Below are 13,213 nucleotides of genomic sequence, written 5' to 3'. Positions count from 1 at the left end.
CGCCGGGAAACGACAGCCGTTGTCAGTCTTCGAGTTCGCCCATGCCGGTGATGTTGAAGCCGGCGTCTACGTACATGATCTCACCGGTGATGCCACTGGCCATGTCGGAGCACATGAAAGCGGCGGCATTGCCAACTTCATCGGTAGTCACATTCCGGCGCAGTGGCGCCCTGCGTGCGTTCTCGGTGAGCATCTTGCGAAAGCTCTTGATGCCGGATGCCGCCAGGGTCCTGATCGGTCCCGCGGATATAGCATTTACGCGGATACCGTCGCGCCCGAGGCTGCCGGCCATATAGCGAACGTTGGCTTCCAGTGAGGCTTTGGCCAGCCCCATCACATTGTAGTTCTGCAGTACCTTCTCCGCGCCCAGGTAGCTCAGGGTCAGCATGGAGCTGTTTTCGTGCATCATCTTGCGGCCGGCCTTGGCAAGGGCAACAAAACTGTATGAGCTGATTTCGTGGGCGATACGGAAGCCCTCACGGGTGGTCACGTCCACGTAGTTGCCATCGAGCTCATGGCCGGGCGCAAAACCTACGGAGTGAACGATCACGTCGACATTGTCCCAGTGTTTTCCAAGGTCGGTGAACACGGCCTCGATTTCTTCATCACTGGCCACATCGCACGGAAAAATCAGCGAACTGCCCCAGCCTTCGGCAAATGTCTCCACGCGGGATTTAAGCTTTTCATTCTGGTAGGTGAAAGCCAGTTCGGCGCCTTCTCTGGCGAACGCCTCGGCAATGCCATAGGCGATGGAGTGCTTGCTTGCAACGCCGACAATCAGTGCTTTCTTGCCACTGAGTAATCCCATATCGATTCTCCCTGTGTTTCAGTTTAAGGCATTATCCATGAACCGCAGCGGTGCGGGTAACGCTCAATTGGTCGTAGTGTCCGGCCCGGGCTGGCGGGTAATTGTCAGCGGGTGTAGAACAGTGCCGCTCCAAGCAGTTCACGGGTGTACTCGTGTTTCGGTGTACTGAAAATTCCAGATGCTTCCCCGTATTCCACAACGTTGCCGTTCTTGAGCACCAGAAGTTTATGGCTGAGCGCCCTCACAACCGCCAGATCGTGGCTGATAAACACATAGCTTAGACCATATTTGTCCTGCAGATCCCTGAGAAGCGTAATCACCTGCTTTTGAACCGTGCGATCCAGCGCTGAGGTGGGCTCGTCCAGAATGATCAGGTCTGGCTGAAGCACAAGCGCCCGGGCAATGGCGATTCGCTGCCTCTGCCCGCCGGAGAATTCATGGGGGTAACGATGTCGGGCGTCCGGGTCCAGGCCAACATCGTTCAGGGCCTGAACTACCTTCCGGTCCTGTTCTTCGGGGGTAGCCGGTACATGAATTTCAAGCCCCTCCCGCACAATCTCGGCAATGGACATGCGTGGGCTGAGGCTGCCGAACGGATCCTGAAATACGATCTGGATACGACTGCGCCAGGGACGGAACTGTTTCTGGTCCAGGCGGGACAACTCCTGACCTGCCAGCCGAATGCTGCCTGTACTGCCGGTGAGTTTGAGCAGGGCGTGGCCAATGGTGGTTTTGCCGCTGCCGCTTTCTCCCACAATGCCAAGCGTCTCGCCCTGGTTCAGGGAAAAGCTGACATTGTCGACGGCCTGAAACCAGGCTTTCGGCTTGCCCAGCAGGCTTTTGCGGGTAATAAAGCGAACGTCCAGGCTGTCCACATCCAGAAGTGCCTTGTTGTTGACCATGGCCCCTGAGGGTGAGGCCGGCGGCTCCGCATCGAGCAGGCGTCGGGTGTAAGGGTGCTGTGGATCGTCAAACAGGGTTTGGGTTGCCGCTTCTTCCACCAACAGGCCCCGTTCCATAACCACAACGTGATCCGCATATCGGCGAACAATGGAGAGGTCATGGGTAATCAGCAGGATGGCCATACCCAGCTTGTGCTGAAGGTCTTTGAGCAATTCCAGCACCTGTTTCTGGACGGTAACATCCAGGGCCGTGGTCGGCTCGTCTGCAATCAGGAGATCGGGCTCGTTGGCCAGCGCCATCGCGATCATCACCCGTTGCTTCTGACCACCTGACAGCTGATGCGGGTAGCTGTCAAGGCGCTCTTCCGGCGACGGTATACCCACCAATTCGAGCAGTTCCATGCATCGGGACCTTGCCTGTGGCCCTCGCATGCCCTTGTGCAGGGCGAGCGTCTCGCTGATCTGTTTCTCAACGGTGTGCAGGGGGTTGAGCGATGTCATGGGCTCCTGAAAGATCATGCTGATCTGGCGGCCGCGAATCTGTCGTAGCCGCTTCTGACTGGCCTTAAGCATGTCCTCGCCATGGAACATGATCTCGCCGGACGGGTAGCTGGCGTGGCGTTCATCCAACAGTCGCAGAACCGACAGCGCCGATACCGATTTCCCGGAACCGCTTTCGCCAACGAGAGCAACGGTTTCCCCCCGGTCGATCCGCAGCGACAGTCGCTGGACGGCCTGTATGGAGGCGTCAAACGTAACGGACAGATCCTTGATTTCCAGAAGCTGCGACATATCAGTTCTTTCTCGGGTCGAAGGCATCACGCACCGCTTCGCCCACGAATACAAGCAAGGTCAGCATGATGGACAGGGAAATGAACGCTGAAATCCCGAGCCACGGCGCATGGAGATTGGACTTTCCCTGGGCAATCAGCTCGCCGAGGGACGGGGACCCCGATGGCAGGCCGAAACCCAGGAAATCCAGTGACGTCAGTCCGGTGATGGCGCCGGTCAGTATGAATGGCAGGAAGGTAAGCGTCGCCACCATGGCATTGGGCAGAATATGCCGGAACATGATCTTGCGGTTGCCCAGTCCCAGGGCCCTGGCGGCTTTCACATACTCGAAGTTGCGGGCACGGAGGAATTCCGCCCGCACCACATCCACCAGACCCATCCAGCTGAACAGCAGCATGATGCCCAGCAACCACCAGAAATTCGGCTGCACAATACTGGAGAGAATAATCAGCAAGTACAGAACCGGAAGGCCGGACCATACCTCAATGAAGCGCTGCCCGATCAGGTCAATCTTGCCACCGTAGAAACCTTGTATGGCACCGACAATGACCCCGACGATGCAACTGAGAATGGTGAGTATAAGCCCGAACAGAACCGAAATCCGGAATCCATAGATCACCCGGGCGGCAACGTCCCGGCCCTGGTCGTCGGTGCCAATCCAGTTTTCAGCACTGGGGGGCGCCGGTGATGGGACCTCAAGGTTGTAATTGGTGGTGTTGTAGCTGAAACGTATCGGCGGCCAGATCATCCAGCCATTAGCTTCAATCTCATCGGCAATGAACGAATCGCGGTAGTCCGCTTCCGTTGGCAGAAAACCGCCAAAAGTTTCCTCGGGTACGCTTTCCACCACCGGGAAGTAGAGATCTCCCTTGTAATAGGCGACCAATGGCACGTCGTTGGCAATCAGCTCGGCGATCAGCGATAGCCCGAAGAGGGCAAGAAATACCCACAAGGACCAGAAGCCACGACGATTCTTGCGGAAGTTGGCAAGCCGGCGTTGCTGGATCGGGGTCAGCTTTACCAGGCTCATGATCCCTCTCGGCTCTCGAAATCGATGCGTGGATCCACCAGAACATAGGTGATGTCGCTCACCAGTTTCAACACCAGGCCCATGAGTGTGAAAATGAAGAGTGTGCCGAAGATCACCGGGTAGTCGCGGTTCAGTGCCGCTTCAAAACCAAGCAGTCCGAGTCCGTCCAGGGAAAAGATCACTTCTATCAGCAGGGAACCGGTAAAGAACAGGGAAACCAGAACCCCTGGCAGGCTGGCGATCACAATCAGCATGGCATTGCGGAACACGTGACCGTACAGCACCTGTTTTTCTTCCAGGCCCTTGGCGCGGGCAGTCACCACGTATTGCTTGCTGATTTCATCGAGGAACGAGTTCTTGGTCAGCAGGGTGAGGGTGGCGAAACCGCCGATGACGTTGGCAGTGACCGGCAAGGCCAGGTGCCAGAAGTAGTCACCGATTTTCTGGTACCAGTCGAGTTCATCGAAGTTGGAAGAGGTCAGGCCGCGTAGTGGGAACCAGTCCAGGTAACTGCCGCCGGCGAAAAGGACAATCAGCAGTATCGCGAAAAGGAAACCGGGAATGGCATAGCCCACTACTATGGCGGAACTGCTCCACACGTCAAATCGTGAGCCGTCGGTGACGGCCTTGCGGATACCCAGGGGAATGGAGATCAGGTAGATAATCAGGGTGGACCATAATCCAAGGGAAATGGACACCGGCATTTTGTCCAGTATCAGTTCGATCACTGAACGGTCGCGGAAGAAGGACTCGCCGAAATCAAATGTGGCGTAGTCGCCGAGCATTTTCAGGAAGCGTTCGTGGGGTGGTTTGTCGAAGCCGTACATCACTTCGATTTCCCGCAGCAGCTCATCCGGCAACCCGCGGGAGCCGCGACTGTCGCCACTTGAGGACACAACTTCGCCGCCGGAACCGCCGCCACTTGCCCTGGCGAGAGCTCCCCCGCCATGGCCCTCTGTTTCCGCAATCAGCTGTTCAACGGGGCCGCCCGGGGCGGCCTGAACGATCACGAAATTGAGCAGCATAATGCCCAGCAGGGTTGGTATAATCAGCGCCAGACGCCTGAGGATATAACTGCCCATTCAGCGGAACTCCGTCTCGTTTTCTTCAGAGATCTGCATCATTGGCCAGTGTTTTTTACCCACCAGTTGTTTATATCGACGCCATTCTTGGGCACAGTTTCCGGACGCTGCAGGAAAGACCAGTAGGCGATGCGGTCCTTCGGCAGGTACCAGTTGGGAATCACGTAATGACCGTGGAGCAGTACCCGGTCCAGAGCGCGTACCCGGTGAACGAGTTCTTCCCGGCTCGGTGCCTGAATCACCAGGTCGACGAGTTCATCGACCACCTGGCTTTCAACGCCCATATAATTGCGCGACCCTTTCACATCCACATTCGATGAGTGCCAGTATTCCCTCTGCTCATTACCCGGAGAGTCAGACTGCCCGATACCCTGGACCGTCATGTCGTAGTCGAACTCACGGATCCGCTGGATATACTGGTTGGTATCCACCAGGCGTACCGACACCTCTATGCCGAGCTTCGCCAGATTGTTCTTGAAGGGCAGTACCACGCGCTCAAAGGTTTTCTGGTAAATGAGGATTTCGAACGCCAGTGGCTCCCCCGTTTCCTGATGGACCATGGTCCCGTCTTTTACGGCATAGCCGGCGTCGCGCAGCATGGTAAGGGCGGTACGGAGGTTTTCGCGCAGGCCGCCTTCGCCGGCGGTGGAAGGTGGTTGGTATTCTTCGGTGAACACATCCTCGGGTAACTGGTCGCGGTAGGGCTCCAGAATCTCCAGTTCCCGCCCTTCGGGCAGGCCAGACGAAGCCAGTTCACTGTTCTCGAAGTAGCTGGAAGTGCGGGTGTATTGCCCATAGAAAAGATTCTTGTTTGCCCATTCAAAGTCGAATGCGTAGGCGAGGGCTTCGCGCACTTTCGGGTTGCTGAAAACCTCGCGCCGGGTGTTCATGGCAAACGCCTGCATACCTGCGGGGCGACCATGCTCGACGGCTTCGGTTTTGGCCTTGCCAGACTCGAACTGATCGCCTGTATAGGCAGTTGCCCAGTTTTTGGCTGACGATTCCACGCGGAAATCAAAGTTGCCGGCCCGGAATGATTCCAGGGCTACTGTGTCGTCTGAATAATAGTCGTAGCGGATTCTGTCAAAATTAAACTTGCCTTTACGGACACCGAGATCTTGTGCCCAGTAATCCTCGATTCGCTCGAAGGTGATTGACCGGCCGGCCTCGAAATGCCCTATACGGTAGGGCCCGCTGCCCACTGGGGGTGTCAGGCCATTATCTCCGAACTTGCGATTCTCCCAGTAGTGGCTGGGAAGTACGGGAAGCTGGCCCAGTATCAGTGGCAGTTCCCGGTTGTTGGTTTCGGCAAAATCGAAGCGAATTCGGTGCTCATCCTCAATCGATACCTCGGTCACGTCCGCATAATAATTGCGATAGAACGGGTGACCCTCGGTGGTCAGGACCTCGAAAGAAAATTTCACATCCTCGGCGGTAATCGGCTCGCCATCCTGGAATCGCGCCTCTTCGCGGAGATTGAACGTCACGTAACTCCGGTCTTCGGGTGTTTCGATGGATTCAGCAATCAGTCCATAGGCTGAGAAGGGCTCGTCGGCCGAAGCTTCTAGCAGGGTGTCATAAACGTAGGCATTAATGCCGGCTGCGGCCACGCCTCGAATGACGAAGGGGTTAAAAGAGTCAAAGCCATTGGCCACGACTGCCATCCGCAAGGTGCCCCCTTTGGGGGCCTCGGGATTGACGTAATCAAAGTGGGGAAAGCCCTCGGCGTATCGGGTGTCGCCGTGCATGGCAATGGCATGCTCTGCTGCGGTGGCGGCTGAAGGAGACTGCCATGGCACCACGGCCATGGCGATAACGCTGAAAATGCTGATCAGGGATGAGGCTTTCCGTGTTCTTGTCATAGATCTCGCACGTATCCGGTTCAGGCTCAGGGACTGTTTCTTATGTCCACATAGAGTACCAGACTTTGGCCGGGCTGCAGATAACGAGAGGTGTTGAGATCATTCCAGCTTGCGATGTCCCTCACATTCACCGCGAAACGGTTGGCAATGGTCGACAGGGAGTCGCCTTTGCGCACCTGGTAGCCTACTTTCCGAACCATACCCTTGCCCCTGGCGTTGCTTGCCAGCATGGCCGGCTGCTTGGACCTGGACCAGATCACCAGCTTCTTGCCCGGCATCAGCGGGTCACCCGGCGCCATGCCATTCCAGGAGGCCACTTGCCGAACGGAGACGCGGTGTTCACGGGCAATGTCCCAGAACGTATCGCCCGAGCGTACGGTATAGTCAACGCGGGTACCGTTATTATTCTTGCCGCTACGTTGTTGCTTGCTGGCAAGACGTTCGCTGGCGCTTAGCGCGTAGGTTTCTGACTGTTTGGCTGCAGAGGGAATCATCAGACGTTGGCCGATACGGATAATGTGGTTGTCCAGATTGTTGACCTGCTGGATAACCGAAGGCGTGGTGGAATAGCGTTTGGCGATGGTGCTGAGTGTATCGCCTGAAACCACCTTGTAGTTGTTCCAGGATACGCGTTGCGAAGCGTCGGTCTTTTCAAGTGCGGCGGTAAATGTTTTGGCATTTTCCCGGGGCACCAGCAGGCGGTGGGGGCCGTCCGGTGACGTGGCCCAGCGATTGAAAGACGGGTTCAGCAGGTAGACTTCGTCAATGTCCACGTCCGCCAGTTCGGCGGCCTGGGCAAGATCCAGCTGTGATCCGGTTTCCACAACCTCGAAATAGGGCTCATCCGCCAGCGGTGGCAGCTCAATGCCGTACTTTTCGGGCTGGTCGAATATCTTTGCAAGCGCGATCAGCTTGGGCACGTAATGGCGGGTTTCCCGGGGCAGGTCCAGTGACCAGAAATCCGTGGCTGCGTTCTTCTTGCGGTTGCGCCTCATTGCGCTGGAAACGGTGCCGCCGCCACTGTTGTACGCGGCCAGCGCCAGCATGTAGTCACCGTCAAAACGCGTGGCCAGCTTGTCGAGGTATGTCAGGGCAGCATCTGTAGCTGCAATGACATCGCGACGGTCGTCGTGCCACCAGCTCTGGGTAAGGCCGAAATATTTGCCGGTAGAGGGAATAAACTGCCACAGCCCGGCTGCGCGGCCATGGGAATAGGCAAACGGATCGAACGCGCTTTCGACCACCGGGAGCAGGGCGAGTTCCGTTGGAAGGCCACGTTTCTCGGTTTCAGTAACAATATAGTGCAGGTAACGACTGCCGCGCTCAACAACCCGGTCAATGTATTGGGGGTGTTTTTTGTACCAGTTGAGCTGGGCCTGAACCCTGGGGTCACTGGCGTCATGATCGAGGGCAAATCCTGATCTCATCCGCTGCCAGAGGTCCGGGACTGCAACGGCTTCGGTGACGGAACTGTCCTGGTCAGGTGTGTCGAGCTTCCTTCTGGCATCTTCTGCTGCTTTCTTGAGCGAAGGCTCAATGGCATCGTCAAGCTCAGTGCGGGCGGACCTGTCGGTGGCCTTGCCGTCGGGGTCAGACTGAATGGATTCCTTGAGGTCCTCGTCACCGGCAGCAACGGTTAGCTTTTCGGTTTCAAGAACGTTTGCGGAAGCGTCGGTATGATCTCGCTCACCTGGGCTCAAGAGGCTGCAACCACCGCTAAGGGTGCCGAGAAGGAAAAGGATTGATATTCGCGAGACCGACATATAGAGACTTCCGTTGGCTGGGCGACACCGGGATGATCTGTCTAAAATCCCGGCATATTTAATAGTTTACGGCGCAAAAGTTATACGGATTCTATTGGAACAGTTTTTGGGGGGTCAACAAGACTCTCGTTACCGCATTGATAGAAATTGTTACCCCCTCTTGCCTATTAAAAGGTGTCCTTGCCATGACGGGTTACTGCGAAAACGTCATTCTCTGACGTGATCGTCAGTCCTGCCTTGCCTGCATGTTTTTTTGCCGAATCGATAACCGCCTGGTCGTCCCAGCGCAGGAAGGGGTTCAACCGTTTCTCATCACCCAGAATGGACGGTACCGTCGGTTTACCATCGTCGCGGAGCCTCTGGCACTGGGCTTCGAATTCACGCAACGGCGCATCTTCCGGAAGCCAGTGTCTGGCAAATTTCAGATTGGCCATGGTGTATTCGTGGGCGCAATAGACTGAAGTTTCGTCCGGGAGGTCCCGAATGGATTCCAGGGACTGTTTCATCTGTTCCGGTGTGCCTTCAAACAATCGCCCGCAACCACAGACGAACAGCGTGTCGCCACAAAACAGCACCGGACGATTGTTCACGGGGCAGTCGGTAAAGTAGGCGATATGGTCGAGTGTATGGCCGGGGACGGCCAGCACATTGAACGTCAGGTCCTGCCATACCACTTCATCGCCGGGGTGGACCTCGCTATTGGTCCCCTTGAAGGGCGAATTGGCGGGACCGACGATGCGGCACCCAGGCGCCGTCTTTGCCAGCGCACCGACGCCACCAACGTGATCCGGATGATGGTGGGTGACCAGAATGGTATCCAGCTTCAGGTCGTTGTCTGCCAGGAACTGGATAGCGGGCTCTGCCTGGCCCGGATCGACAATCAGTGCCTGGCGGTCTTCAGTGTTGAACAGACACCAGATGTAGTTGTCATTAAAAGCTGGAATAGCGCTAATGGTCAGCATAGGCTCCCACATGTGCAAGACGAGTGTGACTGTTATGATAGTGCATTAACAGCGACGTCCCAACACTGCCGGGGATGAAACAGGGGAACGCAGCAATGACCACAGCAGGTAATATTGATTACTCTGCCCGACAGCAAAGCTTTGAGAGCTGGTTCCAGACACCATTGGGCCGCTCTCTGCTGGCAGACCAAAGGGCCTGCGTTGATCATCACACTGCCAGATTGTCGGGGGCCCGGCAGTTGCAGGTTGGCCTGAGTCATCGCCTGCCGCTGGCAGGCACAGCGGATTTCGCCCAGAGAATTCTCACCACGCCCCGCTGGAATTCAGTGATTCCCGACGGCGTGGCGGTGTGTGATGCGGATGAGCTACCATTTCCCGGCGATTCCATGGACCTGGTAATACTTCATCACACTGCTGACTTTTCACCCCACCCCCACCAGGCTTTGCGTGAGGCATCCCGGGTTCTTCGAGGAGAAGGGATGATGGTGTTGATCGGGTTCAATCCGTTCAGTCTGTGGGGGCTCAGGAAAGCGATGTCCAGGCACAACAGCGGGCCCTGGGGTGGCCGTTTCATGATGAAGCGGCGGATGGAAGACTGGCTTCGGTTGCTGGACTTCTCCGTGGAATCGGCTGGCTCCTCATTTTTTCAGGTGCCTCTTCAGCGGGCGGTACTGAGTGAGAGAAAGGGGATAATGGAACGGGTCTGTGGTAACCGGCTCCTGCCGGCAGGCGCCTATTACTGTATCCTTGCCAAAAAAAGGGTTTACTCCAGAATACCCCGCAAGCCGGTCTGGCAGGGCAAGAAGGTGATTGCCTTGCCGGGCCGGGGGGCCGCTCTGAATAATAGTCAAGTCGAGGAATGCTGATGGCCGGTAAGGTTGTTCTTTACACCGATGGCGCCTGCAAGGGAAACCCGGGGCCAGGAGGTTGGGGTGTTGTGCTGAACTATGGTAACGCCACCAAAAAAATGCATGGCGGCGAAGCCAATACAACCAACAACAGGATGGAACTCATGGCGGCCATACGTGGCCTTGAAGCTCTGAAGCGGCCCTGCGAAGTGGAGTTGTATACGGACTCCCAGTACGTGCGCAAGGGCATCACTGAGTGGATGTATGGCTGGAAACGCAACGGCTGGAAAACTTCGGCCAAGAAACCGGTCAAGAATGAAGATCTCTGGCGCGAACTGGACACCGAAGTGGCACGACATACGGTGAACTGGCACTGGGTAAAAGGTCACTCCGGGAATCCGGGCAATGAGCTGGCAGACGAGCTTGCCAACCGTGGTGTTGAAGAACTGGCGAATGCATAACAGGCAGGGCGGATAATGAGACAGATTGTACTGGATACGGAAACCACCGGTATTGATCCGGCGGAGGGACACCGGATCATTGAGATCGGCTGCGTTGAACTGATGGAGCGCCAGACCACCGGGCGTCATTATCATGTGTATATCAACCCGGAGCGGGAAGTGGAAGCTGAGGCTATCGGCGTCCACGGAATAACAAACGAGTTTCTTGCCGACAAGCCAAAATTCGCCGACGTTGCGGCGGAATTCTTTGAATTTATCAAAGGCACCGAACTTGTCATTCATAATGCCGCGTTCGATATCGGCTTTATGGACGCGGAATTTGCCCGCCTGAAACCCGTCCGCAAGACGGCCGACCACTGTGGTGTGGTGGACTCCCTTGCCATTGCCCGAAAAAAGCACCCGGGCCAGAAAAACAACCTGGATGCGCTTTGCAAACGGTACGGGGTCGACAATAGTAGCCGGGATCTCCACGGGGCCCTGCTGGATGCGGAGATACTTGCAGAAGTCTATCTCCTTCTCACCGGTGGCCAGACCGCGCTGTCACTGGATGCCGGTAATGATGGTGCCGGGGGTGAGGGTGGCATCCGTCGTCTGGCCGCGGACCGAAAACCGCTCAATGTGGTTCGCGCCAGTAATGAGGAAGTGTCTGCCCATGACGAGTTTATGGAGCTGCTTGCCAAGCAGGCGGGTGAGACGGTATGGGGAAAACTGGCACAGAAAGAATAACAGGAAGCCGGGCCGGGTAGCTGCCCGGCAATGAGAACTGTGCCGGACTGTACTTTTTGTTACATTCCCCCTTTCTTGAGCTACTTGAGTTTTGTGTTATAAGTAATGATAAGTTCGCGAGTTTTCGCGAACTTTTGTTTTAGCTGGGAAGGGTAAAACCGGCTCATAAAAAGGCCCGAAAAAAAACCGAAAGGGTCACATTCCAAGAACAGGACGCGGTAGTTTCCGCATAATTTACAGGAAGCGTTTATGGTTCAATCGTCTCTGGCGACGAAATCACAGTCATTTGATCTGGTCAAAAGTGAGATTGAGCAGACCATAAGACAGGCAGAGTCCAGCCTGGAACGCTTTCAGGAAAATCGCGAGAGCGGTGAGGACCTGCAGAACTGTGTGGATTTTCTGAACCAGCTCCGTGGCATTTTCATTCTTGTTGAACTGCGTGCCGGCACCTTGCTGTGCCAGGAAGCGGTGAGTATGGCGAACGACGTTCCCGTTGGCGCCAACGATGACAAGAACATACTCCTTACCACGCTTAACAGTGCGCTGTTCATCCTGCGTCGCTATGTTGAATACTACCACCAGCAGCGTGCCGATCACCCTGAGCTTCTGTTGCCGGTTATCAATGACCTGCGCGAGGCCCGAAAGGAAAAACCCTATCCCGAATCCTGCTTTTTCGACGTTGATGTGAAAGCGCGGCCGGATTTCTGTGCCGGAATCTCCGTGCCATCGTTCGAGGGTAACGAGGCTGACTACGAAGTTCTGGCTCGCCGCATGCGACTTACCTTTCAGGTTGCGTTGCTGGGCGTTCTCCGTGATAAGAACGAAGTGGTCAGCAAAAAGCTTTTCGGTCGCGCCGCTCGGGGATTTGCCCGCTTATGCCAGGGGCAGTCGATGGGTCAGATGTGGTGCCTCGTAGCGATTGTTGCAGATACCATGCTCGACCGCGCCATGGGGTTCAGTAAAGCCCGTAAGCGCATGTTCATGAGAATTGAAAAATATTCCCGCGAAGTGGTTTATGTCGGCAAGGTGGCTACCGCGAAGGATGCCCCGGATTCCCTGATAAAAGACCTGGTCTACCTGTTATACCGCAGCGGGTCGGCAAACCCGGAGGTAACTTCCGTGCTGTCGGCTTTCCGTCTGGCACCGGCGGAATTTCCCGACTCCATGCTCGACGCCCACGCCCGCCGGCTTTATGGTCCGGGGTCTGACGTACTCAAATCCCTCTCGACGGCCTTGCAGGACGAGCTTAACCAGCTCAAGGACAAGCTGGATATTGTTGAGCGCGGCATCGAGCCGGACCTGGCTGAACTGTCATCCATTGCCGAAGCGCTGGAGCGTATGGCAAATACGCTGGTGATGCTGGATCTGAAACAGCTGGGTTCCATGGCCCGGGCAGAAGCTGCCAAATTAAGAACCTGGGAAGAAGAGAAGCGGTTGCCGGCGGATGACGAGCTCTACAAGCTGGCTGACTCGGTGCTTGGCATAGAAGATGCCGTCATGCAGATTGTAACAAGAGGCATTACCTCGGAAACCGACGCACTGGCAGGCGGCCTGCGGAGCCGGGAAGAATCGCTGTATCTGAGGGAAGCCACGTTTGTGGTTGCCGATGAGGCCAGAAGTGCGCTGACCCTGGCAAAGCGGGCCATTACCGCCTTTATAGAGTCCGACTACGACAAGCTCCACCTGGCTAACCTGCCGGGCACCCTGCACAGCATCTGGGGTGGGTTGCACATGCTTGACGATCCGGGGGCTGCCTCCGTGCTTGAGCGGGTGGCGGGCTCCATCCAGGAGCGCCTGCTGGACGCGAGAGAGGCGCCGCCCGCCCAGGTGCTGGAGGCCCTGGCGGATGCGCTTACCTCCCTCGAATACTATATTGAAAGTATTGGCAAGCGCGAGGAGCGTAACGCCGACCCACTGCGGCTTGCCGAGTCGTCGCTGGATGACGTTGGTTTGTGACGCCAATAATTGCCATTGAAA

11 protein-coding genes are annotated in these 13,213 nt (G+C 56.4%); 4 read left to right on the top strand and 7 right to left on the bottom strand.

What is annotated here, in order from left to right:
• Positions 1 to 22: 22 nt before the first annotated feature.
• The 7 genes from ABJM11_RS20905 to gloB form a co-directional block, all read right to left on the bottom strand.
• A complete protein-coding gene (locus tag ABJM11_RS20905; protein WP_348295290.1) occupies positions 23 to 808 on the bottom strand; it encodes an enoyl-ACP reductase in 786 nt (261 codons plus the stop codon).
• A gap of 104 nt (positions 809 to 912) precedes the next feature.
• Entirely contained in the window at positions 913 to 2,502 is a 1,590-nt protein-coding gene (locus ABJM11_RS20900; protein WP_348295289.1) for an ABC transporter ATP-binding protein, read from the bottom strand.
• Between the two features lies 1 nt (position 2,503).
• Positions 2,504 to 3,532 carry an ABC transporter permease gene (locus ABJM11_RS20895; RefSeq protein ID WP_348295288.1) on the bottom strand — a complete coding sequence of 343 codons (1,029 nt, stop codon included), beginning with the start codon at positions 3,530 to 3,532 and terminating at the stop codon, positions 2,504 to 2,506.
• Positions 3,529 to 4,614, bottom strand: a complete 1,086-nt coding sequence (locus ABJM11_RS20890; RefSeq protein WP_348295287.1) for a microcin C ABC transporter permease YejB — start codon at positions 4,612 to 4,614, stop codon at positions 3,529 to 3,531. The genes ABJM11_RS20895 and ABJM11_RS20890 overlap by 4 nt, the downstream gene beginning before the upstream one ends.
• 38 nt (positions 4,615 to 4,652) lie before the next feature.
• Positions 4,653 to 6,476, bottom strand: coding sequence for an extracellular solute-binding protein (locus ABJM11_RS20885; RefSeq protein WP_348295286.1), 1,824 nt, complete (start codon positions 6,474 to 6,476; stop codon positions 4,653 to 4,655).
• Positions 6,477 to 6,502: 26 nt separating this feature from the next.
• On the bottom strand, positions 6,503 to 8,239 hold the full coding sequence (locus ABJM11_RS20880) for a LysM peptidoglycan-binding domain-containing protein (RefSeq protein WP_348295285.1): 1,737 nt from the start codon (positions 8,237 to 8,239) through the stop codon (positions 6,503 to 6,505).
• A 167-nt stretch (positions 8,240 to 8,406) separates the two neighbouring features.
• Positions 8,407 to 9,201: a hydroxyacylglutathione hydrolase gene (gene gloB, locus ABJM11_RS20875; protein ID WP_348295284.1), complete on the bottom strand. Its 795-nt coding sequence runs from the start codon at positions 9,199 to 9,201 to the stop codon at positions 8,407 to 8,409.
• A gap of 95 nt (positions 9,202 to 9,296) precedes the next feature.
• On the opposite strand from gloB, the gene ABJM11_RS20870 reads away from it, so the two are divergent.
• The 4 genes from ABJM11_RS20870 (at position 9,297) to ABJM11_RS20855 (ending at position 13,192) form a co-directional block, all read left to right on the top strand.
• Positions 9,297 to 10,067 (top strand): class I SAM-dependent methyltransferase, encoded by a 771-nt coding sequence (locus tag ABJM11_RS20870; RefSeq protein ID WP_348295283.1) that lies wholly within the window; start codon positions 9,297 to 9,299, stop codon positions 10,065 to 10,067.
• A complete protein-coding gene (rnhA, locus tag ABJM11_RS20865) occupies positions 10,067 to 10,510 on the top strand; it encodes a ribonuclease HI (RefSeq protein ID WP_348295282.1) in 444 nt (147 codons plus the stop codon). Before ABJM11_RS20870 ends, rnhA begins: the two co-directional genes overlap by 1 nt.
• A gap of 15 nt (positions 10,511 to 10,525) precedes the next feature.
• On the top strand, positions 10,526 to 11,236 hold the full coding sequence (gene dnaQ, locus ABJM11_RS20860; RefSeq protein WP_348295281.1) for a DNA polymerase III subunit epsilon: 711 nt from the start codon (positions 10,526 to 10,528) through the stop codon (positions 11,234 to 11,236).
• Between the two features lie 249 nt (positions 11,237 to 11,485).
• Positions 11,486 to 13,192 carry a chemotaxis protein gene (locus tag ABJM11_RS20855; protein WP_348295280.1) on the top strand — a complete coding sequence of 569 codons (1,707 nt, stop codon included), beginning with the start codon at positions 11,486 to 11,488 and terminating at the stop codon, positions 13,190 to 13,192.
• Positions 13,193 to 13,213: the final 21 nt, after the last annotated feature.

The sequence above is a fragment of the Marinobacter sp. genome (genome assembly GCF_039977835.1).
Lineage (GTDB): Bacteria > Pseudomonadota > Gammaproteobacteria > Pseudomonadales > Oleiphilaceae > Marinobacter.
This window is presented reverse-complemented; position numbering and strand designations above follow the sequence as displayed.

Excerpts from the sequence above, each read along its gene's own strand:
- ABJM11_RS20905 (WP_348295290.1), bottom strand. The coding sequence starts at position 808 with ATGGGATTACTCAGTGGCAAGAAAGCACTGATTGTCGGCGTTGCAAGC.
- ABJM11_RS20900 (WP_348295289.1), bottom strand. The coding sequence starts at position 2,502 with ATGTCGCAGCTTCTGGAAATCAAGGATCTGTCCGTTACGTTTGACGCC.
- ABJM11_RS20895 (WP_348295288.1), bottom strand. The coding sequence starts at position 3,532 with ATGAGCCTGGTAAAGCTGACCCCGATCCAGCAACGCCGGCTTGCCAAC.
- ABJM11_RS20890 (WP_348295287.1), bottom strand. The coding sequence starts at position 4,614 with ATGGGCAGTTATATCCTCAGGCGTCTGGCGCTGATTATACCAACCCTG.
- ABJM11_RS20885 (WP_348295286.1), bottom strand. The coding sequence starts at position 6,476 with ATGACAAGAACACGGAAAGCCTCATCCCTGATCAGCATTTTCAGCGTT.
- ABJM11_RS20880 (WP_348295285.1), bottom strand. The coding sequence starts at position 8,239 with ATGTCGGTCTCGCGAATATCAATCCTTTTCCTTCTCGGCACCCTTAGC.
- gloB (WP_348295284.1), bottom strand. The coding sequence starts at position 9,201 with ATGCTGACCATTAGCGCTATTCCAGCTTTTAATGACAACTACATCTGG.
- ABJM11_RS20870 (WP_348295283.1), top strand. The coding sequence starts at position 9,297 with ATGACCACAGCAGGTAATATTGATTACTCTGCCCGACAGCAAAGCTTT.
- rnhA (WP_348295282.1), top strand. The coding sequence starts at position 10,067 with ATGGCCGGTAAGGTTGTTCTTTACACCGATGGCGCCTGCAAGGGAAAC.
- dnaQ (WP_348295281.1), top strand. The coding sequence starts at position 10,526 with ATGAGACAGATTGTACTGGATACGGAAACCACCGGTATTGATCCGGCG.
- ABJM11_RS20855 (WP_348295280.1), top strand. The coding sequence starts at position 11,486 with ATGGTTCAATCGTCTCTGGCGACGAAATCACAGTCATTTGATCTGGTC.